This window comes from Collinsella aerofaciens (assembly GCF_020709435.1).
GTDB classification, from domain to species: Bacteria; Actinomycetota; Coriobacteriia; order Coriobacteriales; family Coriobacteriaceae; genus Collinsella; species Collinsella aerofaciens_AU.
Map to the genome: position 1 here is coordinate 51,760 of NZ_JAJFDP010000005.1, position 22,970 is coordinate 74,729.

Consider the following 22,970-nt stretch of genomic DNA (forward strand, 5'->3'; position numbering starts at 1 on the left):
TTGCGCCGGGCCGGTAAAATGCCAAAACCCTACTTGCCGTCGTCCTGCTGCAGGCTGTCCTGCTCGCTGAGGCGCGCCTGCCTGCTGGCCATGCGTGCGGGCTTGTCGGGATCGGGAACGGCCGCGGGCATGGGCTCGTCGACATGACCTCCCCACCAGCCGCCCACAAAGTTGAGCGTGTGGAACACGTTGATCACGGCGCCGGGATCAATGTCGCACACCAGCTTGATAATGTCCTGGCTCTCGTAGGTCGATACAACGGCGTGCAGCAGGTACATCTTCTCGCGGCTGTATCCGCCAATGACCTCGGCGCAGCTAATGCCATGCTGAAAATGGTCAACATAGGCGGTCATGACCTCGTCCGCCTTGCGCGTCGTGATCTGCAGCGTCACGCGGTCGTAGCGACGATAGAAGCTGTCGATGGTCTTGGTCGAAATAAACTGGAACACGATGGAGTACGCCGCCTTGTCCCAGCCAAACATAAAACCAAAGATCGCCAGGATAAAGCAGTTGAAACCAAAGATGACGCCCCAGATGGTCTTGCCCGTGTGGTTGGAAACCCACAGCGCGATAAAGTCGGTGCCGCCGGTGGATGCGCCGGATTTAAGCGCGATGGCAGCGCCCAGACCCGAGACCACGCCGCCAAAAATGATGAGCATGATCTTGTCACCCAAAAACGGCGCGAAGTGAAAGACGTTGAGGAACAGCGACGAGAGCACAACCTGCATCATCGAGAAGATGACGAAGCGCTTGCTAATGCCGCTCCAGCATAGGAGCGCCACGGGAATGTTGAGCGCGAGCATACCGAGCGAGATGTCGATGTGAACGCCGCCGAGCGAGGTAACGCGATCGAGCAGGACCGCAACGCCGGTGAGGCCGCTCGGAAGCAGGTCGGCGGGTTGAATGAACGCCTGGATCAGGAATGTCTGGAGAACGGCAGAAATCGTGACCGCCACGGCAGTAATGGCGCGGCGGACGATGGTAAGGCGGCCGAGCACGAGCACGCGGTCCGTGAGCTGATCGATGGCGTTCGCCACGCGGGCTCCTTTCGAAGGCAAATCTAGTTGTGAGGCATGTCGGCGATTGTAGCATGGAGCGAGACGGGCGCCCAACCACCACAAAGGAGACAGGCACCTTCGCGGTGGTTTGCCGCTAGATGGCTAGATGGCTGAAAGGATGTCGGTGAGGTTGTCGATGATGGTATCGGCGGCGGACTGGTCCAGGTTGACGCCCTCGTGCGGACGCAAAGCCAAAACGCGAGCACCGGAGCGCTTGCCTGCCTCGATACCCAAGGGCGAGTCCTCGATGACCAGGCACTCGGCCGGCTCCACGCCCAGCGTCTCCATGGCGCGCAGGTAGATCTCGGGGTCGGGTTTAAACGCGCTGCACTCGTGGCCGCTGATGGTGTAGTCCAGCACGTCGGCGATACCGGCGATCTCCACCAGCTCGTCAATCAGCTCGCGATAAGACGAGCTCGCGATGGCACACTTCACGCCGCGCTCGTGCAGTTCGCGCATCACCGGCTCTGTCTGCTCGTTGAGCAGCTCGGCATACGGAACGGGATGGACCGGGCTGTAGACCTGCTTGTACTCCACGCGCAGGCGCTCGCGCAACTCAACATCGTCGGGCACCAGCGCCTGCCAAATGGCCGGCTCGTTAGACCCCGAGAGATCGGGGATCTCGTCAAAGTGGAACCCCTTCTCCTCCATAAACGCCACGCGGCGGCGGTTGTAGAACCACTCGGTATCGACCAGCACGCCGTCCATATCAAACAGCACTGCCTTGATCATACGCATCTCCTCTCAAGAGCAAAAAAGGGGACGGGGCGCAAACCCCATCCCCTCTCAATCAACCCGTAAGGTTTACTTACTTGTGATTAGTAGGAAAGCTTCCACATGTAGCGACGCATGGTCAGCGGGTGCTGACGGGCCTCGGCGATCTGGTTGCCGTACTCGCGCATAACGGCGAGGTGCAGCAGCGGGTTGAAGTAGGTGATGACGCTCGCCGGCACGGCGTCGGCCAGACCGTAGTCCTTGGAGTCGATCAGAGCGACCTTGGCGCCCATGCGCTCAAGGAAGGTGAGGGCGCGGGCGTCCATCGGACGGGTAGCACCATCGGACATGAAGAAGACGTAGGGCTTACCCTCGGTGGAAACCTCGAACGGGCCGTGGAAGTACTCGCCGGTGTTGTAGGCGGCGGCGTCGATCCACTGCATCTCGGTGAACAGGAAGGCGGCGTGAGAATAAGCCATCTTCTCGGAGGCACCGGAAGCCATGAAGTAGATCATCTTGTCGTCCTTGAAGTCCTCAGCGAACTTCTTGGCGAGCTTGGTGCAGTGCTGAGCGGCGTTCTCGCACAGGTCGAAGATGTTGGTGAGGCCGGTGATCATATCCTCGTAGTGATCATAGCCCTCGGTCTGCTGAAGGATCTCGAGAGCAAGAGCGATGGCGTAGCCAGGCTTCTCGGCCTTAGCGGCATAGTTGGCGTGGAAGCCGTGGACGATGACGTGGTCGGCGTCGACGGTCAGAGCGGAGCCAGCCTTGTTGGTGAGGGAGACGACCGGGCAGTTGTGCTTCTTGGCGGTCTTGTTGGCCTCGACGGTCTCGGGCGTGGAGCCACCGAGGGAGCAGGTGATCACGAAGGTGTGCTCGTTGACCCAGGAAGGCGTGTCGTAGTTGAACTCGTTAGCGGTGAAGATCTGAACGTTCAGTTTGTCCGTGTTGTTGGCCAGGAAGTACTTGGCGGGGTACAGGTCGGACATGGAAGCACCGCAGCCGACGAAGGCGACACTGTGGATCTCGTGGTTGGACAGGACGTCAGCGACGATCTGCTTAGGGAGGTTAAGGTCGATCTCGTACATCTGACACATTCCTTTCGATTTTTGCGGCGCCACATTGCCGGGCGCTCGCAGGGTTACCGTGGTTTGGACCGAGTCGCCGGCCCGTTGAGGATGCGACAAGGGGACTGTCCCATTGTCGCATTTTGGGAATGGAAGCCTGCCTGGGGTATGGGATGCCAGGCAGGCCCCCGGGGGAAAGCGGTTAGACGCTTGGTCGCGACTAGGCCAGGATGCCGGCCGCGGAGAGGGCGATGCCGCCCACGATGGCGATCACGAGAAGCCAACCGGTGTTGACGTTCTTCTTGATGAGCCAGTACATAAGGCCGGTGAGGCCAAGGGAAATCATCTGGGGCATCATGCCGTCCAGGATGTCCTGGATAACGACGGTGCCCTCAGCGAACTGCAGCGGGGTGGTGGCGCCAATCAGCGTAGCGATCATGCCGCCCACGGACATAAGACCCACGATGCCGCAGACATACATGAGCTTCTCCATGAGGTCGCCGCCCTGAAGCTTGCTCAGGTACTCGTGGCCGCCCTGATAGCCCATCTTGGCTGCGAACCAAGTGATCAGCACGGAGGGGACGATGGAGATGAGCATGGCCAGGATCGGGCCCATGATGGAGCCCTGCTGAGCCAGCTGAACGCCAAGGCCAAAGGCGATAACGCGGATGGTGCCCTGGAAGAAGGAGTCACCGATGCCGGAAAGCGGACCCATGAGGGAGGTCTTGACCGCGTTGATCGAATCGGGATCGAAGTTCTCGGGATCCTTGGCGTACTCCTCCTCCATGGAGGCGGTGAGGCCCAGGATAAAGGCGCTCGTCTGCGGGGTGCAGTTGTAGAACGCCATGTGACGGTGGTAAGCCTCTTTCTTAGCAGCGAGCTGCTTGGGGTCGGACTCGTCCGGATAGAGGCGATCGAGCGTGGGAACCATGCCGTAGAGGAAGCCCATGTTCATCTGACGCTCGTAGTTCCAAGAGGCCTGGATGGCCCAGGAGCGCCAGAAGAACTGGCTGACCTTCTTGTTCAGGGACACGTCCTTGGTTGCGGTTGCCATAGTGTGTTCCTCCTTAGTCTTCGTCGTCTTCGAGCGGATCGTAGTCGGAATCGACACCGGCGGCTGCATGGGAACCGTTGAACTTGAAGCCCATGAAGACGACAGCCAGGCACACACCGATCAGAGCGACCGCGATGACGGACAGGTTGAGGTAAGCGGCGAGCAGGAAACCGATGAACAGGAACGGAGTCATACCCTTCTTGATCATCATGGTGAGCAGCAGGGCCAAGCCGTAGGCGGTCATGATCTTGGTCGAAACGTTAAGACCAGTGGACAGCCACTCGGGAACCATGTTGACGATGGCCTGAACCAGGTCGGTGCCAACAAAAACGGCGAGGAAGATCGGCAGGAAGTACATGACGGCGTACAGACCGGAGCCGGCGCAGATGTGCATACGGTAGGCGGTCTTGAACTTTCCGTTATCGATCGCGCTATCTGCCACATGGGTGAGGGCGGCGATGATGGAACGGAACACGATGCCGAGAAGCTGACCCAGGACGGCGACCGGGATGGCGATCGTCATGGCGGTCTCGGCGGAAGCATCGGTCAGGCACGCAAAGGCAGCGGCCACGATGCCGCCCAGGACCATATCGGGCGGAACGGCGGCGCCGACCTGCACCAGGCCCATGGACACGAGCTCGACGGCGGCACCGACGGCAAGGCCGGTGGGCACATCGCCCAGCAGCAGACCGACGAGCGTAGCGCCAACGAGGGGCTGCTCGAAGTTAAGACGACCGAGCAGGCGGGAGTCCCACATGCAGAACACGCCGACGAGGCCGACGAGCACCGCACTGATGAACGTATTCATACCCTTCTCCTTTCAGTCAGGCAAAAGCCTGGTTGATTACAGCTTGGCGTCGATGTCGACGCTCTGATACGTAGGGGTCTGCTGAACATAGAGCTTGATGCCCATGTCGAGCAGCTGATTGACGTCGGCCTTCTGGGTGGCGTCGAGAAAGACGGAGCTGTCCTTGCCGCCGACCTGATCGGCACCGTCGTGGTTGGCGGTGGCGCCCAGGTTGATGGCGTCGAGCTTGTAGCCCTGGCAGAACTGCAGCATCTCGGCAGTGTTGCCAAAGACGAACATGACGCGCTCGCCGAGGGTGTTGAGCTTGTCCATCTTGGCGAGGGCACGCTCGACGGTGAAGACGTTCAGGCGCACGCCCTGGGGCTTGGCCAGCTTGAGAGCGCCCTTCTTGATGTCATCGTTGGCGGCAGCGTTGTCGACGACGATGATGCGCTCGGCCTGAACCTTGGTGGTCCAGGTAAAGACGACCTGGCCGTGCAGCAGACGGTAATCAAGACGTGCGAGGACGATCTTGGCGGGACCGGAGCTGTGACGGGACGCCTTGGCCTTCTTGGCGGGAGCCGCGGCAGCCTCGACCGGTGCGTTGGGGTTGGTCAGACCGGTGCGGGCCTCGTTGATGAGGGCTGCGAGCTCGGCACCCTTGACGGGGACGGGGCTCATAGCGAGCGTGAGCGCCAGCGGGATGTTGAAACCGCTGATTACCGTGAACTTCGTGCCGTTCTTGGAAAGCTCGACCATGTTGTTGTTGACCGAGCTGCCGAGCATATCGGTCAGCACGTAGACGGTGTCGTCCGCGTTGAACGTGGCGATCAGGGCGTCCACCTTATTGGTGATGGGCTCCTTGTCGTCACGAGCAAGCGACACGACGTGGACGTTCGACACGTCGCCGAGAACCATCTCGAGCGTGTCTTTGGCGCCTGCGGCCAGGCCGCCATGAGATGCGAGAATGATCTGATTCATCTTGCCTCCTCCTTTTCGTTATGGTCATTATAACGTCTTATACATTGCTTATATTGCTAATTAGTATAAAGACCGTTCGCGGGTGAAAATCGACCGTTGACGGGTTTAACGTACTTGAAACGTTGGGGCTGGATAGGCAGGCGCTGGCTGGATAACCCCAGGTCAGACCCTGCACGCAATCCTCTATCGCACGAAGTACCAGGGGCTTTCCTGCACGGTGGGTTCCAGCGCAATGCCGGTGCGCTCCTTAAACAGATCCATGTCCTGCGATTTCTCCGTCCACCACGCGTTGGGCTTAAAGGTCATGCTCTCAATGACATGACCGACAAACACACTGTTGCGCAGCTTAGAGAAGTCGGTGTTCATAATCAGGATGGACGCGAGCACCAGCACGATGCCCAGGACTTTGATCGCGCCGGCGGGCTCGGCGTAGACACCAATGCCCAGCAGTACGGTGACGACCGTCTCGAATGACATTACGACGGGAACTTTCGATGTCTCGAGCCCCATGGACAGACCCTGCATATATAAGATGTAAGCCACGGCTGTGGGGATGAGTCCAAAGCCAAGGAACAGCAGCAGCAGCTGTGGCGACATTGCCGCGGCGACATCCGGCCACGGAGCCGCGATAGCCGCCATAACCGCACCGCCAAAAACAAAGCCCCAAAACGTGACAGCCAGCGGGTGGACCGTCTTGGTTGCTATCCGGCTAAACACCGCGAGCGACGCACCACAAAGGCCTGCAATCACGCCCGACGTGACGCCCCAAACCGAAAAATGGAAACCGGAAAGGTCGCCATTTGTCACTGCAAGCACGCAGCCAACGATGTTAAAGACAATGGCAACGAGCTTGTTGGGGGTCACGTCCTCGCGATAAAGCACGCGTCCGAGCACGACGCCAAACACCGGCGAGGTGTAGAGCAGCACCGAGGCCGTGGACATGCCGACCTCGCCCATGCACTCGTAATAGCAGGTGTTGGCGGCGGCCAAACCGACGATACCGACAAGCGCGCAGGGAACAAGCTCTTTAGGGCTTGCCTTGAACAGCGCCAGCGGACCCTGAGCCACGGTAGACCCCTCACCCGGACGGCAGCCCATAAACATCAGGACCGGCGCCAAGATAAGCGCTCCGACCAACAAGCGAAAGGCAGCCATGCTCTGGGACGAAACGCCCATGGCCGAGATGCCGTTTACAAAGATTCCGATGCTGCCCCACATAAGCGCGGCGACCAGCACCAGCACATAGCCCAGATTGCTTTTCTTCAACGCAGCCTCCTCGGTATTGTTTCCAATATGTTTCACACTACGTTATAGTCGTTATATACATTTTTCAAGACACAAATCGCCGAACGGAAAAATCTGCTTCCCAGCATACTCATTGGGTACTCGTTGGGGACGTTCTTAAATGACTAGCCATTTAAGAACGTCCCCAACGACTAAAGCGCCGCTGGTTGAGCATAAATCAGCGAGCGGGCCGCATTTGAGGCAAGGTGGCGTGAAACGAAAGGGCGCTGACCTTCTGGTCGCGCCCTTGAAGTTGAACGCCAGATTGACCAAATGCGGCCCGCGCAGCGTCGAGCGGTTACGGCGTTTGGTAAAACGCCGTAACTAATACTCAAGCTTCCACATGTAGCGGCGCGTCATGTAGTCCTTGTGGGTGACGGCAGAGAGCGCGCGCATGTACACGTTGTTGAGGATCGGGGCAAAGATCAGGTGGTTGAAGTACTCGCTCACGCTGTCCTTGATGTCGTTGAGGCCGAGCTCCTTGGCGTCGAGCTGATAGACGCGCTCGCCACCGTACTGGTTGACAAAGCGGATGCCGCGCTCGTCGTTGCAGCGGCTGCGGCCGACGCTGATGAGCTGGAACAGCGAGGTGCGCTTGTCCAGGATCTCGAAGGGGCCGTGGAAGAAGTCGCAGGTGTTGATGGTGCAAGAGTCGATCTGCAGCATCTCCTGCACGTTGCAGATGCTAAAGACGTAGGCGGCACCAAAGAGCGGGCCCTGGGCCATGACGTTGATGCAGGGCTTGTCGGCGTTCTGCTCGGCCCACTTGGCAGCGAGCGGACGGGTGTACTCGACGGCCTTGCGATAGATGGGGTCGACCAAGTCGAACGCGGCCATAGCGGTCTCGTACTCGGCATAGCCCTCGGTCTGCTGCGTAAGCTCCATGGCGATCATGGTCACGACGGCGGAGTTGGTGCGGCCCATGCAGGACTCATCGACGGCCAGGCTGTCATACTGAATCTTGTGGTCGCAGACCTCGGTGAGGCCGGACTCGTCGACATAGATCGCGATGGTGCTGGCGCCGTGGTCCTTGGCGACCTGGGCGGCGACGATGGTCTCCTTGGTGCCGCGCATGGACACGACGACGGCCAAGGTGTTCTCGTTGACGTAGGCAGGGGTTGCGTGCACGAACTCGTTGCTGGTGTAGCTGGAGCTCACGACCTGCGTGGCCTCGTGCTCCATAAAGTACTGGGCAGGATAGTTGCCGCCGTTGGATCCGCCAGCGCCAATCCACACGACGCGCTTGATGCCGCCCTTGTCAGCCTTGTCAGCCAAAACCTGGGAGACGACATCCTTAACCTGTTCCTGAGTAGTCATCGTGCATCAGCCTTTCTTCTCGTTTGATGCTCTCGATGGCATACAAGTTACATACATGTTTTGGTTATGTCGACTAGTTGTATGCTATATTTGTCTTAGAAATTTTGCTGGTAAGGTTTTCGATTGTTCGTTACCAGCAGTTTTGTTCTTGTATTGAATACATGCTTGCTTAGTTAGGCATACAAGTTAGATATAGGTTGGCAATATGAGCGTCTCATCTAAAAAGAAACTAAGCCAATACGAGCGCTTGGCGGGCATGCTGCGCGACCGCATCGCCGCCGGCACCTACGCGCGCGGAGACAAGCTGCCGTCCGAGATGGAACTCATGGACGAATCGGGGCTGTCGCGCAGCACCGTGCGCCATGCCCTTAAGGTGCTCGTTGATGAGGGCCTGGTTCGCACCGAGCGCGGACGTGGTGCCTTTGTGGCCGACACGCCCGCGCTCCATGAGAACAACCTGGTGTTTTCGAGCTATACCAAGCAGGTCGAAGGCCAGGGCATGAAGCCCACCACGCGCACCGTGGACTCGGGCTTTACCAAGGCGGGCGGCAGCATAGCTAAGTTCTTTGATGCCGCCGTGGGCAGCAAGCTCGTCAAACTTGTCCGTCTGCGTTATCTGGACGATGCGCCGCTGTGCCTGGAGACCACTTATCTGCCGCCAAGCTTCGAGGCACTCATCGATCGCGATATCAACGGTTCGCTCTACGCCACGCTGCGACAGGAGTTCCATCGCGCGCCGGCACAGGGGCATAAGACCTTTGAGGTGTGCTACGCCTCGCAAAACGAGGCGTTTTTGCTCAACGTCGAGCGCGGGCAGGCGCTGATCCTGATCACCGACTACGTCTACGACACCGACGGCCGCCCGCTCCACGTCTCCAAGCGCATCCAGCGCACCGACCGCGCCAAATACACCGAGCCCATCGGCTAGCGCACCAAACGAGGCAAACTGTACCTGATGAACGTTTTACCTGCGGTTTTATTAAATCTCAAGCCAGCATGGCACAAATGCCAACATCGCCTGGCAATACGCGCCGTCCAAGCTCAACTGTTCCTGCTCAGAATATCCAGTACCGCAAATCTAAGTGAGTAGACTTTTCGTGACCTGTCGAGCACACCAAAAACTGTCACCTCCGTGACCTGCGGTTTTACTAAGGCAGATACGCCTTGTGCTCGACCTGCGCCAAAAAGTCTACTCACTTAGTTCGAATCGAAGCCAAACGGACCCAAATCGAAGCCAAATTAAGCCCATCCGCATCAAAAGACGCGTGAATCCGTACTTCTCGCGGTGAATTGACGCTATAAAGCGGCCAAAATAAACCTGTCCCTAAATGGTAGGTTTGGGAAGGTCGGGGAACCAGGTTGGTTTGAGTTGGTTGGGTGTGCGCTCGGCAAGGACCAGCTCCATCCAGCACATGTCGTACCAGCGGCCGAACTTTTGGGCGCAGCGGTCGAAGGCACCCACCAGGCGATACCCCATATGGGCATGGAAATCCTGACTGTTATGCGTCAGATACTCGTCGTCCTTGTTGTGCGGCACGGCGATGAGCGCGCACATGTTGGTGATGCCCATCGCAATCAGGCATTGCTTGAGCGCGTCGTGCAGCATACGACCCAGCCCGCCGTGGCGCACATCGCGCGCCAGGTAGATCGATGTCTCGACCGACCAGTCGTATGCCTCGCGGCTGTTGAGCGGACTCACATAGGCATAACCTACCGGACGCCCGTCCAGCTCCATCACCAGATACGGATAGCGCTTGAGCGTACGCTCGATGCGCCCGGCGAACTCCTCAACGCTCGGCACCTCGTATTCGCAGGTAATCGCCGTCTGGCGCACATACGGCTCATAGATGGCAAGCAACGCCGGCGCATCATCGGGCGTCGCCAGACGAATCGTCGGCTCGAACATCTCGGTCATACAACCCTTCTCCCTCAAAAACAAAGGCCGCCTTGCGCCAAACCCAAGCGCAAGGCGGCCCCTCGTCATTACATCAGGCTACAGGACAGCCGCCAACGCGTCGATATCCTCCTGCGTCGTGGCCCAGCTAGTGCAAAAGCGCACCACCGTGTGGGTCTCGTCGTACTTTTCCCAGTACTCGATCGAGGCGTGCTCGCGAATGCGCGCCATGTCCTCGTTGGGCAGAATCACAAACTGCTGGTTTGTGGGCGTCTCCAAAAAGAACTGGTAGCCGCGCTCGTGCAGCACACGACGCAGCGCCTGAGCCGTCTCGATCGCCTGTCGACCAATCTCAAAATACAAGCCATCGGTAAAGAGTGCCTCAAACTGCACGCCCGTCAGGCGGCCCTTGGCCAACAGCGCGCCGTGCTGCTTAATGCGCGGAATGGGATGTGCCGGAGCGTGCATGCCGCAGAACACCACAGCCTCGCCGCAGAGCGCGCCGCACTTGGTGCCGCCGATGTAGAACACGTCGCACAGCTGCGCCAGCTCGGGCAGGGTAATGTCGCACTCATCGGCCGCCAGTGCATAGGCCAGGCGAGCGCCGTCCACAAATAGCGGAATCTCGCGCTTCTGGCACACCGCGTGAATCGCCGCGAGCTCGGCCCTGGAATACAGCGTGCCGTACTCGGTCGATAGACTCACGTACACGGCGCCCGGGAACACCATGTGCTCATGGCTCTCGTTTTCGTAGAACACCTGGAAATAGTTTTCGAGATCCTCGACGTGCATCTTGCCCTCGTAGCCGGGGATAGTGAGCACCTTGTGACCACCAAACTCGATAGCGCCCGCCTCGTGCCCGGCGACGTGGCCGGTCTCGGCGGCAACGACGCCCTCGTAGGGCGCAAGCAGCATGTCGATCACCGTCGCGTTGGCCTGCGTGCCGCCCACCAGAAAAAACACGTCGGCATCGGGGGCCTGACAGGCCTCGCGGATAAGCTGCTTGGCACGCTCGGTGTGCGCATCGGTACCGTAGCCGGGCTGCGGCTCCATGTTGGTGTCGACGAGCGCCTGCAGCACTGCCGGATGTGCGCCGTGGGAATAATCGTTGTTAAACGCGAGCATGGCAATCCTCTCTTACCGGGTATCGGCCAGATGATTCAAACGGAGCTATTGTACGCCGTTGGGATAGGCAATGCGCGCGGCAAGGCACTCAAGTGCCAGTACCAGGGCAAAACCGCAGCTCACGTCACTCAAAAAATGCGCTCCGATCACGATGCGGCCAAAGGCGACGAGCGCCGCGACCACAGCCGCCGTCCAAAAGACCACCCGACGGCGCGAGGGCTTTTCCTTAAAGGCCACCGCGGGAAGTCCGGCGAGCATAAGACCCATCGCCGCATGCGCGGTGTGCCCGCTCGCGAACGACTTAAAGCCGTCCTTGATTACGCCGGCGGCGATATAGGTCCACTTGTCGGGATTGCCGATCACCCACCACGGCTGAAAATTGAGCCCCGGCGTGACCTCGATCACGCGCATGCGCGGGCGCGACCACAGCGGCTTGACGATCACGTTGAGGATGATGGCCTGAGCGACCCACACGGCAAGCACCATCAACGCCCAGCGTGTGAGCTCGTCGGGCTCGGTCGTGCGCGTGAGGCGATAGACGATAAGGTTGGCGACGATGACCAGCACAAACGTCAGCACCAACTGAGCCGCGATGAGTTTGCCGCCAACCCTCAGGGACGAAACGATCTCGTAGCCGGTCAGGCCAACGTTGACGAGGATGCCGAGCACAGCGAGCCATTTGCTCCCCCTGGAGTCGGGACGCACCGCGCGCACGAGCATAACGCCCGCGATGCTCGCCGTCAGCTCGAACGGCAGCTCGCCGGCGGCCTCGATAAAGCGGCCGTACATGCTGCCGATATTGAACAGCGCGCTCGAGATCTGATAATCGAAGAAACTGCCCACGCCCAGACAAAGACACAGGACAACCGCGATAATGGCGGCATCTTTCTTATAGATGTACCCGAACATGCTTTCCTTTCGATGGGGCTGGAATCAACCTGCAACGTGGCAGGACAAAGACAACTTCATCCCGCCACGCCCCCTACTTGTTAGTCGTCGTCGCTAGCGCCCAGCTGTTGCAGCAGCATGAGCGCCGCGGCCACCGGGCCGGTGCCGTCGTTGGCGTCGAGACCGCGACCCAGGCCGCTGCCCGCACCGGCGCCTGCCTTGTAGGGTACCGACAGCTTGCGGCTCTTGGGGAAGTTCACCGCGCCATAGCGGGTCTTAAGCTCAAAGGCCACCTTCTTAGGCACGTCGACGCCCAAAAACGTGATGCGACCGCCACTGAGCGTGACGCTCTCGAGCCCCAGACGCTCGCCGCGAATGCGGATGCGCGCGCGATTGAACAGGTTGAGTCCCGCCAACGGCAGCTCGCCATGCGCGGCCTCGGTCTCTTCCTGCACCTCGTCGATGCTCTCCAGGTCCTCGGCCGCTGCGAGCTTACGGTACACGAGCACGCGCTGGTCCACCGCCGGCAGGTACTCCTCGGACAAGAAGTAGTCGGCCGGCAGGTTAATACCCACGCTCGCCGCCTCCACGCCGGCGTCATCATCGCCGCGCGCCTCGGCCACTGCCTGGCCCAACATCTGCGTAAACAGGTCGAAGCCCACGCTCGACAGGTTGCCGTGCTGCTCGGCGCCCATAAGCGAGCCGGCACCACGGATCTCCAGGTCGCGCATGGCGATGCGCATGCCGCTGCCCAGATCCTGAAACTCGGAAAGCGCGGTCAGGCGCGCCGTCGCCTCCTCGGTGAGCGGCAGCTCGCCCGGGAACATAAAGTACGCGTAGGCCTGCGTGGCAGAGCGACCCACACGGCCCTTGAGCTGGTAAAGCTGCGCCAGACCCAGACGCTGCGAATCCTCGATGATCAGCGTGTTGGCGGTCGCGTTGTCGATGCCGCTCTCCACGATGGTCGTGGCGATGAGCACGTCGATCTTTTTGGTCGCAAACTCGATCATCACGTCCTCGACCTCGCGCGGGCTCATCTTGCCGTGCGCCACGCCCACGCGCGCCTCGGGCGCGGCCTCGTGCACGCGCGCCACGGCGTCGTCGATAGTCTTGACGCGGTTGGACACGTAATACACCTGACCGCCGCGGCCCACCTCCAGGCGAATCGCCGCACTCACCACGTCGGGGTCGTACTCCCCCACGTGCACGATCACGGGACGACGCCCGGTCGGCGGCGTCGTGATCAGACTCATGTCGCGCACGCCGCTCGTGGCCATCTGCATGGTTCGCGGAATCGGCGTTGCCGAAAGCGTGAGCACGTCAATCTGCTCGCGCAGGTTCTTGAGTTGCTCCTTGTGCTGCACGCCAAAGCGCTGTTCCTCATCGATGATCACCAGGCCCAGGTTCTTGGGGTTCACATCGGCCGAAAGCAGACGATGCGTGCCGATGAGCACATCGATCGTGCCCTCGGCAAACGCCTTGAGCGCGCGCTTTTGCTGCGCCGGCGTGCGGAAGCGGCTGAGTACCTCGACCTCGAGGCCAAACGGGGCAAAGCGCTCAAAGAAGGTCTCGTAGTGCTGCTGGGCCAGAATGGTCGTGGGGCAGAGCACCATGACCTGGCGGCCGGAGTCCACGCACTTAAAGGCCGCGCGCAGGGCGACCTCGGTCTTGCCAAAGCCCACGTCGCCGCACAGCAGGCGGTCCATGGGCTTGGGCGCCTCCATGTCGGCCTTAATGTCGGCGATGGCCTCCAGCTGGTCGCGCGTCTCGTCGTAAGGGAAGCTCTCCTCCATCTCGATCTGCTCGGGCGTATCGGGCGGACAGGCGATACCGGTAATCGACGAGCGGCGCGTATACAGGTCGACCAAGTCAAACGCCAGCTTTTTGGCGTTCTTGCGTGCCTTGTTGGTGGCACGCGTCCAGTCGGCGGTATTGAGCCTGGTCAGGCGCGGCTTGTCGCCGTCGGGGCCAACATAGCGTGTGATGCGGTCGACCTGCTCGAGCGGCACGTAGAGCTTGTCGCCGTCGGCATATTCCAGCAAAAAGTAATCGCGCTCCTTGCCGCCCACTTCCTGGCGCGCGATCTCGCTAAAGAGCGCGATGCCGTGGGTGGCGTGCACCACGTAGTCGCCCGGCTTAAACGGGAAGGTGATCTGCGTAATGTCAACCTTGCGACGGCTGCGCGCGCGGTTGGCGTCCATGCGGGCGTTGAGGTCGGCGATCGAGAACACGGCTAGGTTGGCATCGGGCACCACCACGCCCTGCGGCAAGGCGGCATCGACAAAGGTCACACGTCCGCGCGAAATAGTGGGCACGGCGGCGCCGGCGGCAGCCTGGGCGGCACCCGCCTCGAGCGAGCGGGCGTTGAGCGCGTCGGCCTTACGCTCGCGAATGGAAGCATGGGCCTCCTGGCGTGCGGCACGGTCGGCGGAATCCGCCGCTGCCACGCGCACGCGGTCGCCGATAGCACCGGCATTTTCGGGCGCAGCCGTCAGCGACTCCTCAAAGGTAATACCCTCATCGCCAAAGGTGAGCTCCATCGACTCGCGCGCACCGCGATCGGGGATGGCAAACACGCAGGCATAGCGCTTGCCCACGACTTCCTGAATGCGCGTCATAAAACGGTTGTCCGAGCCCGCAATGGCCGGCTGCTCAATCTTGAGCTCGGCCGTCACCGCACCGCCGGCACGGATGAGGCTCACATAGTTCAGGCGCTGCTGGGCACCAAAATCGAGCTGTTGGGCGCGCACGTACAGACCATCCAGGCGGTCAATCCCTGCCTCGCCGGCACGGGCCTCAATATCCTCGTAGGCGCGCAGGCAGTCGTCGAACAGCGAGCGCGGCTCGGACAGGACCACGAGCGCCTTGCCGCTCACGTGCGCCAACGGGCTTACGGTCTGGCCGTACATCACCGGTAAAAAGCGGTCGAGCTCGGGCGTGACGATGCGTGCATCCACCATCTCGAGCAGCGCCGCCAACTTGCTGTCGTCCTGGCTGGCGCGATAGAGCGCCACATGCATGTTGTGGACGGCCTCGTCGGTGAGCGCCAGCTCACGGCAGGGGAAGATCTCGATGCTGTCTTCGTTACCGATGGTCTGCCCCGTTGAGCTCACCATGCGGCGGATGCGATCGATCTCATCGCCAAAGAACTCAATGCGCACGGGCGCTTTTTCCTGCGCGGGAAACACCTCGACGGTGTCGCCGTGCACGCGGAACAGACCGGGCGCATCGGCGGCGCCGGCATTGGTGTAGCCCATGCCCACCAGACGCTGCGGTACCTCATCAAAAGGAATCTCCTCGCCCACCGCAAAAGTAGTGGACTCCCAGTAGCGACTCTCGACCGGCGGCACGCAGCGCAGCAACGCGCGAGCCGAGGCAACCATGATGCAGTTGTCCCCGCGCACGATGCGTCCCAGGGCCTCGCATCGCTGCGCCACCACGGCGTCGTCGGGCGCCTGCTCGCGCCACGGATAGTCCTTGCGCTCGGGAAAACGGCACACGTGCGCCAGGCCCACGTAGGCGGCAAGGCTGCGCGCGGCGCGATCGGCCGCATCCTCGCCACTCACAATGTAGACCGTCGGGCGCGGACGGCGCGCAAACTGGGCGGCCGCCATAAGCGTGCGACCCGACTGCGACACGGCCAGCGTCACGTCCTCGCCGGCATCGAGTCCGGCCTCGACGGTCTGCAGCGCCTCGGCAGTGTAGAGCTGCGCGGCTATACGGTGAATGAGCATGCTGTTCCTCCGGCATCGCAACGCCAAAAGCCCGCCGGGGCAAGCTCGGCGGGTCGTACGTCAAATACATTGTCCGTCATGGTAGCGCATGGAGAGGACTCCGGCTCAAGGGCAAACCCAGCCCCGCAAAAAAACGCCAGACGAAAATGCGTTCCGCCCTACCCCGCTACGCGCACGCTGGGGCACAAATCTGCCAGCGGGCACTCGTCACACTTGGGTTTGCGGGCGTCGCAGATCTCGCGACCGAAGGTGATCCACTGATGGTTGACCGACTCCCAATACTCGTGCGGCAAAATCTTGAGCAAATCCTGCTCGGTCTTGAGCGGCTCCTTTGCATGCGTCTTGGGACTCAGCATCAGGCGGTGCGCAATGCGGTTGACGTGCGTGTCCACCGCAATGCCCTCTACGATGCCATACCCCACGTTGAGCACGATGTTCGCCGTCTTGCGTCCCACGCCCGGCAGCTTCACGAGTTCCTTCATGTCGGCCGGCACCTCGCCGCCGTAATCGGCAACGATCATCTGCGCGGCCTCCACGGCATGCTTGGCCTTGCTCTTATAAAAGCCAAGCGACTTGATGGTGTCCGCCACGTCAGTCACGCTCGCCCCGGCCATGGCCTCGGGCGTGGGCCACTGGGCAAACAGCCGCGGCGTCACCTTGTTGACCTGCGCATCGGTCGTTTGTGCCGAGAGCAGCACCGCGATCAGCAGGCGGAAGGGATTCTCGTGGTCCAAAAAGCACTCGACCGGGCCATAGCGACGGTTGAGGCGCTCGCACACCTCGATGGCGCGCTCGCGCTTGGCGGCATTGGTCTCGCGTGGCATAACGACTCCTCGGCTCAACGGCACAATAAACTTATGGGCACAATTGTCCCACGTCCGAGACGCTTACGCCTCCAAGAATGCGCCGGTTTGGCGGCTCCACAGGCTCGCGTACTCGCCGCCCGCCTCGACGAGCTGTGCATGCGTACCATCCTCGACGATCTCGCCGTCCGCCAGCACCACGATGCGGTCGAGCGCCGCCACGGTGGACAGGCGATGCGCCACCACAATGGAGGTGCGCCCGCGCATCAGGTTTTCGAGCGCCTCCTGCACCAGCGCCTCGGACTCGCTGTCCAGGGCAGAGGTCGCTTCGTCGAGCACCAGAATCGGCGCGTCGGTTAGGATGGCGCGGGCGATAGCCACGCGCTGACGCTGGCCGCCCGAGAGCTTGACGCCGCGCTCACCCACCATGGTGTCAAAGCCACGGGGCAAGCGGTCGATAAACTCGGTCGCATTAGCCAAGCGAGCCGCCTCGCGGATCTGCTCGTCGGTGGCGTCGGGGCGTCCGTAGGCGATATTCTCGCGAATGGAGCGATGGAACAGCAGCGCCTCCTGCGGCACGTAGGCAACCTGGCGGCGCAGGCTCTGCTGCGTGCAGCGCGAGACGTCCTGGCCGTCCACGAGCACGCGACCGCCCTGAACATCGTCTAGGCGCAGCAGCAATTTGGTGAGCGTCGTCTTACCCGAGCCCGATTTGCCCACCAGGCCCACGCGCTGGCCCGCCGCCACATGAAGCGTCAGGTCATCGAACACGGTCTCGCCCGCCGCAGCGTCACGGTACGCAAAGCTCAGGTGCTCAAAATCAATCGCGCCCTCGGTCACTTTGAGCTCAGGGGCGTCCGGGTCGTCTGCCACCAAACATGGCTCGTCCAGCACGCGCGTCATCTCGGCCGCATCGCCCAAAGCGCGGTTGATGCGCTGCATCATGGAACTCACGTAGTTCAGGCGCATGGTGAGGTTATAGGTATAGATAAAGATCATGACGAGCGAGCCGGCCGAGATGCCAAACCACGCGTTGCCGCCCGCCACGAACACACTCACCACGGCCATGGTGATGACGATAAGACCCGAGGTCGTAAAGTTGCGCTGCATCATGGCGTGCATCGAGACCGTCTCGGCATCGCGCGCGGCACGATCGGCGGCGTCGAACAGATCGCGTTCAAAGTCCTCGCGCCCGCAGGTCTTGACGGCCAAGATGTTCGTGACCGCGTCGGAGAGCACGCCCGAGAGCTTGTTCTGCGCGGCGGACGTCGCGGCCGAAAGCGGCATGATGCGCTTGTACATAAGCCAGACAAACGCAATGTAGACGACCATGATGCCCACCAGGATCACGGTAAACGTCGGCACCACCGGAGCGAGCGCCGCCACCGTGCAGACGACCGAGGTGATGGTGGGGATGAGCGAATACACCGTCACGTCCACCAGCCCCGTATAGCCGCTCATAAAACGGCTCGTCTGGCTCACGAGTGATCCGCCAAAGCGGCTGGTGTGAAATGTCATGGATTGGTTGGAGAGCGTGTCGAAGCATAGACGCGCCAGGTGATAGTTGCCTGCGATCTCGAGCTTGTAGACGGTGTAGTCCTGTAGCTTGGAGAGGATCTGACCCACCAGGTTAACGAGTACGAGCGCCAGGATATAGGGGCCGAAGACCTCAAACACCTGGTCACCCGCCACGGGACCGGCTTGAACGCGGTCGACAATGAGGGCCATCACATAGGTATTGGCAAACGTCAGCAAAAAGATGTAGCCCGCCGACGAGAACACCGAGAGAAAGACAATCAGCGGCTGCGTGCGCGTGACACCCCAAAACCGCTGCAGCGTGCGGCGCACGGTGGAGCGTTTCAGCGGACTGGTGTTTCTCTGAGACATGGGCTTCCTTTCGCGTCTGATAGGGCGAAACGCCATTGTTGCACACTAAAGCGCACTTCAGGCAAGCGCGATGTGAAAGGCAGCGGGGTGCCCGCGTTTGCGCCGGTGCCCCGCTGCCTTGTTGCAATTAGTCCTCGTCTTCTTGGTCTGTGGAAAGGCCCGCGGGCGTGAGTCCCAAGATCTCATCGGCTTGGTCGGCGTCTTCCAGCGCGTCGATATCCTTGAGTTTGCGCTCCATGACGTTGGTGCGCGTGGTGATAATGCCCTCGACCGTTTTACCCGCGGTCTCGATCTGCTGCTGGGCGCGGCGCAGCGCCTTTTGATAGCGCGGCAGCTCGGCCTTGACGGCGGAGAGCACTCGCAGTACATCGTCGGTGCGTTTTTGCAGCCTAAACGTCTGGTAGCTCATCTGCAGGCTGTTGAGAATGGCCGCCATGGTGCTGGGGCCGGCAACGTTGACGTGATAGTCGCGGCCCAGGGTCTCGATAAGCCCGGAGCGGCTGACGACCTCGGCGTACAGCCCTTCAAACGGCACGAACATGATGCCAAAGTTGGTCGTTGCCGGCACACTCAGGTACTTTTCGCAAATGTCCTTTGCCTCGCGCTTGACCATGGTGTCGAGCGTCTTGCGCGCAGCCGCCACGGTCTCCGCATCGCCCGACTCCTGCGCGTCGAGCAAGTGCTCGTACGCGTCGCCCGGGAATTTGGAGTCGATCGGCAGCAGCACGGGATCGCCCTCGTCCACCGGCAGCTTGACGGCAAACTCAACGCGCTCCGAGGCGCCGGGCTTGGTGGCGACGTTTTCCAGATACTGGTCGGGCGTAAGGATGTCCGCCAGAATTGCACCCAGCTGCACCTCGCCCAAAATGCCACGCGCCTTCACGTTGCCCAGCACGCGCTTAAGGTCGCCCACGCCGGTGGCGATGGACTGCATGTCGCCCAGGCCCTTGTACACGGCCTCGAGCTGGTCGCTCACCTGCTTAAACGATGCCGACAGTCGGTCGTTGAGCGTGCGGGAGAGCTTCTCGTCCACCGTCGCACGCATTTGATCGAGCTGCACGTTGTTGTCTTTGCGGATGGCGCCCAGCTGAGCATCGACCGTTTCGCGCACCTTGTCCAGGCGATGCTCGATACCCTCGCGGTTGGCACCGAGCTGTTGGGCCGTCTCGCGGCGCAGGTCATCCATCCGGTCACCAGCTTGCGAAAACTCACGTGCGATGGTCAGGTAACGTTGCTGCTCCACGGCCGCATCTGTCGTCTGCTGCTGCGCGATGGCATTGGCCGTGCGGCGAGTTTCGGCCAGCGCGACGTTCAGGGCATCGAGCGCGTTGTTGGCCTGCTCGAGTGCTGCCAGCGTTTCCGCGCTACTGTCGCCACGCTCCCGCAACTCGGCACGCAGGCTCTTGAGCTGGAGGGCGCAAGCCACAGCAACCCCCACCGCCACCAAGGCGATCACAACAAGCACAATATCAATAGCAGACATAAACTCCGCCCAACAAACCCAATCGAGCACCAATCAAAACCGCGATCAATCTTACCCCGCCACACACACCGGGCGCCCGGCCCCTTCTTGGGTGCCCCTCTCCTCCGCATATTCCATAATGCGGCGCGCCGTTTTCCTGCTCACCTTTGAGTCATCGCCGGCCAAGTATGCGTATACGTTTCCTTTATTCAGGTGCAGAGCACGGCAGAGGCCATAGCGCGTTACACCCGATTCCTCCAATGCTTCCAGCGTTTTCTTTCTCATCAGGGCGTTCACCCTTCTATCGGCCGCCGGCTTTTCCTTCACCGCTCTATACGCACGCCAAACGTTGGCATAACGATTTGGGAGCTCACTTTTGGCGCATAGAGACGCCATGCTACCCGCTTGACCGTACAAGGATAAAACGTCTCGGTAATCCCGTTCCATCCACGAGCCCTCGGATAAACCCAGAACGTATTCGGCTTTTCCTTGCGCCAAAGCGAGCAAAAACAGAGGCTCCGCCACGCGCGGCGCATCCGTCGTCGCCTGCTCAACCAATTTTCTAAAACTCAGCGACCGCTGTCCGGATAGCTCTCGGCAATAGCCTTTTAAGAATCCCTCAAAGGTCAGATTCAACCGAGCACCTCCTTTTTGTATTGCCTGTATGCACAGACCATCTCTTGATAACTCCGCTCCGAAGGCGACGACGCCAGCGCCTCTCCCTCGTCGAATATAAGCCGTTCGAGCAACCCCCAATCAAGTCGGTCGACGAATGCCTGACTATGAAGATCGATGATGTCGTTCGGACGACAGGCATAGAGCTTCATTACCGCCAGGTCCTCCAAGGATGGCGTAAAGTACCTGATAAAACGCGCCCCAATATCCAAGGGAATCAAACGATCTTCGTAATTGAACGGCATCTGATTACAATATGCCACCGCCATACCATTCACCTCGGGGTATCGAGCTATGATCTCGCGGAGGCACCTATCTGCCTCAAACACATCAATGTCATGTGTAACCGAACGATTCGTCACATCGTTTAGCATGAAGGCGCTTCCTCCCACCAATACAACGTTCGGCCTGTCGTCTCTTGGACCTATTTCCAGCTCCGCCTCTTCGTCAATGCCCAAAAGAGTCTGTTCTAAATCCTGCTTATACATAACAAATCCTATTATTATTCATCTTCAATAATACTATTAAGTCGCATGACAGGACCCACAGGATGCGAGGATTCTACTCATGGCGATAATCCCTACACCCTAGAAGTCCTAATGTGACAAACGCTAACTCTCCCAGCCGGCGCGGATTGTTGTTATGACATCGCCTAGGCGCTGGCCGAGGGCTGACAGATGTTGGAGCACCTCGTTGGGCGATGCGCCGTTGAGGATGCACGTGAGGGCATACGACGCCAGAAAGATGGCCGCAAGCCCTAACGGGATGAGCACGATCATCGCCAATATGCGCAAGCGCTGGCCCACACGGCGACGACGCGCACGACGCTTGTCGAACGCGAGCTCCTGCGCATATGAATCTTGCTGTACGGAATAGGCCTCTGGCGCCGATTTACACCCGGGCACAGCTGCAGGTACAGCAGCGGGCACGACATTTTGCGCAAAGGGCTGGGCTGCCGCCCCTTGCATTTGCATCTCTATAAGCCGTTGCTGTTGGCGCAACATGCGCTCGGCTTGTTGCTGCGGAGTCTCAAGAAACAGATCCATGCTGGCCTCCAAAATCGGAGCATTCGACGCTTACGACCAGCATCCCGCACCGCCATGACCGCGACAACGCAATCGCCGGCAATAGCCACAAAGTTTCTTCTGCTCAAAAGCTGTCGAAAAGCTCAACAACTCCCCTACCAGCACTTTCTCTGAGCTTTTTTCGCCAACAATCTTTTGGCCTTCCACCCTTACGCCAACTGACCAAAATCTAACCAATAGCTTGACGAAAATTGTGGAGACCGGGACCCCACACAAAAAGTGCCGCCCCAAAGGGGCGGCACACAAACTTATTATCAGCTTTTCTGTAACGAGCATGCGACGACTCAACGCCGGGGCGCAGGGCGGGGAAACCTTTGCCTCGCGCGACCCTGCGAAGCCGTGAGCGAGAGGGGAAGGTTTCCCCGCCCTGCGCCCCGTGGTCGGTGAGAACAGACTACATGCCCGCGAGACCGCGGGCGGCGGTGGCGCACATAAATGCCAAGACGAGAATCACGAGCGACCCGGCGATGTCTGCCAGCACGCCCATTACGCGGCGCTCAAACAGCCAACTCTCAAAGTGCGGGGCAACGTTGCGCCAAACACGCCACAGCAAGATGCCCATACCGATGACGCCCGGGATATTGAGCAGTAGGATCTCGGAGCACAAAAGACCGATCAGGTTGCCGGCGGCAAAGCCCGCATCGCCCTCGCAGTATTTGCGATAAATCATGTACAGCATGTACGCCACAAACGGCTGCAGGCACGCAGAAATAAACGTGACCACCATCGAGGGCTCCTGCGAAAAGACCTCGGTGAGCTTATCCACGCTCGTGGCATCCTTAGAGGCCAGGAACAGGCCAATGACCACCACAGGCACCACGCCCAAGATGACCTCGACCATCGTAAACAGCTTGGCGGTCAAGTCCTCACTAGCCGAATTCAAATGGGGCGCCCACTCAGGATGAGCATGCGCACCGACCTTCTTGCCCTTCTCAGCACGATTGGCCTTTTCACCCTCGGCAACCCGACGACCAGGATCCTTGCGAGTTCCCGCCGCAGCAACCCGAGCCCGAGACTTCTTACCCATAACCAACACCTCACAAGAGGAAACGAATAGCCAACGCTACCCAGTGTACCCTCTAAGCAACGTCACCGCCCCAACCGGCCCCCACAAAAACGTGCCGCCCCATAAGGGGCGGCACACAAACTTTTTTA

General features: G+C 60.4%; 20 protein-coding genes. 1 reads left to right on the forward strand and 19 read right to left on the reverse strand.

Annotation, left to right across the window (positions count from 1 at the left end; genetic code table 11):
• Positions 1-29: 29 nt before the first annotated feature.
• From LK493_RS04670 to LK493_RS04705, 8 genes are all read right to left on the reverse strand, one after another.
• Positions 30-1,037, reverse strand: a complete 1,008-nt coding sequence (locus LK493_RS04670) for a YitT family protein (RefSeq protein WP_227790295.1) — start codon at positions 1,035-1,037, stop codon at positions 30-32.
• 123 nt (positions 1,038-1,160) lie between these two features.
• Positions 1,161-1,790 (reverse strand): HAD family hydrolase, encoded by a 630-nt coding sequence (locus tag LK493_RS04675; protein WP_227790296.1) that lies wholly within the window; start codon positions 1,788-1,790, stop codon positions 1,161-1,163.
• Between the two features lie 86 nt (positions 1,791-1,876).
• Entirely contained in the window at positions 1,877-2,860 is a 984-nt protein-coding gene (locus tag LK493_RS04680) for an SIS domain-containing protein (RefSeq protein ID WP_227790297.1), read from the reverse strand.
• A 199-nt stretch (positions 2,861-3,059) separates the two neighbouring features.
• Entirely contained in the window at positions 3,060-3,893 is an 834-nt protein-coding gene (locus tag LK493_RS04685) for a PTS system mannose/fructose/sorbose family transporter subunit IID (protein WP_006235135.1), read from the reverse strand.
• 13 nt (positions 3,894-3,906) lie between these two features.
• The gene (locus LK493_RS04690) at positions 3,907-4,701 is read right to left on the reverse strand and encodes a PTS mannose/fructose/sorbose/N-acetylgalactosamine transporter subunit IIC (RefSeq protein WP_006235136.1); all 795 of its coding nucleotides are present in this window, start codon (positions 4,699-4,701) and stop codon (positions 3,907-3,909) included.
• Between the two features lie 36 nt (positions 4,702-4,737).
• On the reverse strand, positions 4,738-5,661 hold the full coding sequence (locus LK493_RS04695) for a PTS mannose/fructose/sorbose transporter subunit IIAB (protein WP_227790298.1): 924 nt from the start codon (positions 5,659-5,661) through the stop codon (positions 4,738-4,740).
• 183 nt (positions 5,662-5,844) lie between these two features.
• On the reverse strand, positions 5,845-6,927 hold the full coding sequence (locus LK493_RS04700; protein WP_227790299.1) for a DMT family transporter: 1,083 nt from the start codon (positions 6,925-6,927) through the stop codon (positions 5,845-5,847).
• A gap of 342 nt (positions 6,928-7,269) precedes the next feature.
• Positions 7,270-8,262 carry an SIS domain-containing protein gene (locus LK493_RS04705; RefSeq protein WP_227790300.1) on the reverse strand — a complete coding sequence of 331 codons (993 nt, stop codon included), beginning with the start codon at positions 8,260-8,262 and terminating at the stop codon, positions 7,270-7,272.
• Between the two features lie 205 nt (positions 8,263-8,467).
• Here LK493_RS04705 and LK493_RS04710 point away from each other — a divergent pair, with 205 nt between their 5' ends.
• Positions 8,468-9,190, forward strand: a complete 723-nt coding sequence (locus LK493_RS04710) for a GntR family transcriptional regulator (protein ID WP_138341685.1) — start codon at positions 8,468-8,470, stop codon at positions 9,188-9,190.
• 396 nt (positions 9,191-9,586) lie between these two features.
• Here the strand turns inward: LK493_RS04710 and LK493_RS04715 are convergent, their stop codons facing one another.
• The 11 genes from LK493_RS04715 to LK493_RS04765 form a co-directional block, all read right to left on the reverse strand.
• Positions 9,587-10,177 carry a GNAT family N-acetyltransferase gene (locus LK493_RS04715; protein ID WP_227790301.1) on the reverse strand — a complete coding sequence of 197 codons (591 nt, stop codon included), beginning with the start codon at positions 10,175-10,177 and terminating at the stop codon, positions 9,587-9,589.
• Between the two features lie 78 nt (positions 10,178-10,255).
• Positions 10,256-11,281, reverse strand: coding sequence for a threonine aldolase family protein (locus LK493_RS04720; RefSeq protein WP_227790302.1), 1,026 nt, complete (start codon positions 11,279-11,281; stop codon positions 10,256-10,258).
• Between the two features lie 45 nt (positions 11,282-11,326).
• Positions 11,327-12,190, reverse strand: a complete 864-nt coding sequence (locus tag LK493_RS04725; RefSeq protein ID WP_227790303.1) for a phosphatase PAP2 family protein — start codon at positions 12,188-12,190, stop codon at positions 11,327-11,329.
• 80 nt (positions 12,191-12,270) lie between these two features.
• Positions 12,271-15,903, reverse strand: coding sequence for a transcription-repair coupling factor (mfd, locus tag LK493_RS04730; protein ID WP_227790304.1), 3,633 nt, complete (start codon positions 15,901-15,903; stop codon positions 12,271-12,273).
• Between the two features lie 158 nt (positions 15,904-16,061).
• Complete coding sequence (nth, locus tag LK493_RS04735; RefSeq protein ID WP_227790305.1) at positions 16,062-16,727, reverse strand: endonuclease III; 666 nt, start codon at positions 16,725-16,727, stop codon at positions 16,062-16,064.
• Between the two features lie 63 nt (positions 16,728-16,790).
• Positions 16,791-18,593, reverse strand: coding sequence for an ABC transporter ATP-binding protein (locus LK493_RS04740; protein WP_227790306.1), 1,803 nt, complete (start codon positions 18,591-18,593; stop codon positions 16,791-16,793).
• Positions 18,594-18,720: 127 nt separating this feature from the next.
• Positions 18,721-20,076: a DNA recombination protein RmuC gene (gene rmuC, locus LK493_RS04745; RefSeq protein WP_022095168.1), complete on the reverse strand. Its 1,356-nt coding sequence runs from the start codon at positions 20,074-20,076 to the stop codon at positions 18,721-18,723.
• A gap of 51 nt (positions 20,077-20,127) precedes the next feature.
• Complete coding sequence (locus LK493_RS04750) at positions 20,128-20,691, reverse strand: transcriptional regulator (RefSeq protein ID WP_195235012.1); 564 nt, start codon at positions 20,689-20,691, stop codon at positions 20,128-20,130.
• Complete coding sequence (locus tag LK493_RS04755; protein WP_195235013.1) at positions 20,688-21,218, reverse strand: DUF6036 family nucleotidyltransferase; 531 nt, start codon at positions 21,216-21,218, stop codon at positions 20,688-20,690. Before LK493_RS04755 ends, LK493_RS04750 begins: the two co-directional genes overlap by 4 nt.
• A 123-nt stretch (positions 21,219-21,341) precedes the next feature.
• Complete coding sequence (locus LK493_RS04760; protein WP_195364160.1) at positions 21,342-21,776, reverse strand: hypothetical protein; 435 nt, start codon at positions 21,774-21,776, stop codon at positions 21,342-21,344.
• Positions 21,777-22,209: 433 nt separating this feature from the next.
• Positions 22,210-22,842, reverse strand: a complete 633-nt coding sequence (locus LK493_RS04765) for a hypothetical protein (RefSeq protein ID WP_217750331.1) — start codon at positions 22,840-22,842, stop codon at positions 22,210-22,212.
• Positions 22,843-22,970 lie beyond the last annotated feature (128 nt).

Excerpts from the sequence above, each read along its gene's own strand:
- LK493_RS04675 (WP_227790296.1), bottom strand. The coding sequence starts at position 1,790 with ATGATCAAGGCAGTGCTGTTTGATATGGACGGCGTGCTGGTCGATACC.
- LK493_RS04680 (WP_227790297.1), bottom strand. The coding sequence starts at position 2,860 with ATGTACGAGATCGACCTTAACCTCCCTAAGCAGATCGTCGCTGACGTC.
- LK493_RS04685 (WP_006235135.1), bottom strand. The coding sequence starts at position 3,893 with ATGGCAACCGCAACCAAGGACGTGTCCCTGAACAAGAAGGTCAGCCAG.
- LK493_RS04690 (WP_006235136.1), bottom strand. The coding sequence starts at position 4,701 with ATGAATACGTTCATCAGTGCGGTGCTCGTCGGCCTCGTCGGCGTGTTC.
- LK493_RS04695 (WP_227790298.1), bottom strand. The coding sequence starts at position 5,661 with ATGAATCAGATCATTCTCGCATCTCATGGCGGCCTGGCCGCAGGCGCC.
- LK493_RS04705 (WP_227790300.1), bottom strand. The coding sequence starts at position 8,262 with ATGACTACTCAGGAACAGGTTAAGGATGTCGTCTCCCAGGTTTTGGCT.
- LK493_RS04710 (WP_138341685.1), top strand. The coding sequence starts at position 8,468 with ATGAGCGTCTCATCTAAAAAGAAACTAAGCCAATACGAGCGCTTGGCG.
- LK493_RS04715 (WP_227790301.1), bottom strand. The coding sequence starts at position 10,177 with ATGACCGAGATGTTCGAGCCGACGATTCGTCTGGCGACGCCCGATGAT.
- LK493_RS04720 (WP_227790302.1), bottom strand. The coding sequence starts at position 11,281 with ATGCTCGCGTTTAACAACGATTATTCCCACGGCGCACATCCGGCAGTG.
- LK493_RS04725 (WP_227790303.1), bottom strand. The coding sequence starts at position 12,190 with ATGTTCGGGTACATCTATAAGAAAGATGCCGCCATTATCGCGGTTGTC.
- mfd (WP_227790304.1), bottom strand. The coding sequence starts at position 15,903 with ATGCTCATTCACCGTATAGCCGCGCAGCTCTACACTGCCGAGGCGCTG.
- nth (WP_227790305.1), bottom strand. The coding sequence starts at position 16,727 with ATGCCACGCGAGACCAATGCCGCCAAGCGCGAGCGCGCCATCGAGGTG.
- LK493_RS04740 (WP_227790306.1), bottom strand. The coding sequence starts at position 18,593 with ATGTCTCAGAGAAACACCAGTCCGCTGAAACGCTCCACCGTGCGCCGC.
- rmuC (WP_022095168.1), bottom strand. The coding sequence starts at position 20,076 with ATGTCTGCTATTGATATTGTGCTTGTTGTGATCGCCTTGGTGGCGGTG.
- LK493_RS04755 (WP_195235013.1), bottom strand. The coding sequence starts at position 21,218 with ATGTATAAGCAGGATTTAGAACAGACTCTTTTGGGCATTGACGAAGAG.
- LK493_RS04760 (WP_195364160.1), bottom strand. The coding sequence starts at position 21,776 with ATGGATCTGTTTCTTGAGACTCCGCAGCAACAAGCCGAGCGCATGTTG.
- LK493_RS04765 (WP_217750331.1), bottom strand. The coding sequence starts at position 22,842 with ATGGGTAAGAAGTCTCGGGCTCGGGTTGCTGCGGCGGGAACTCGCAAG.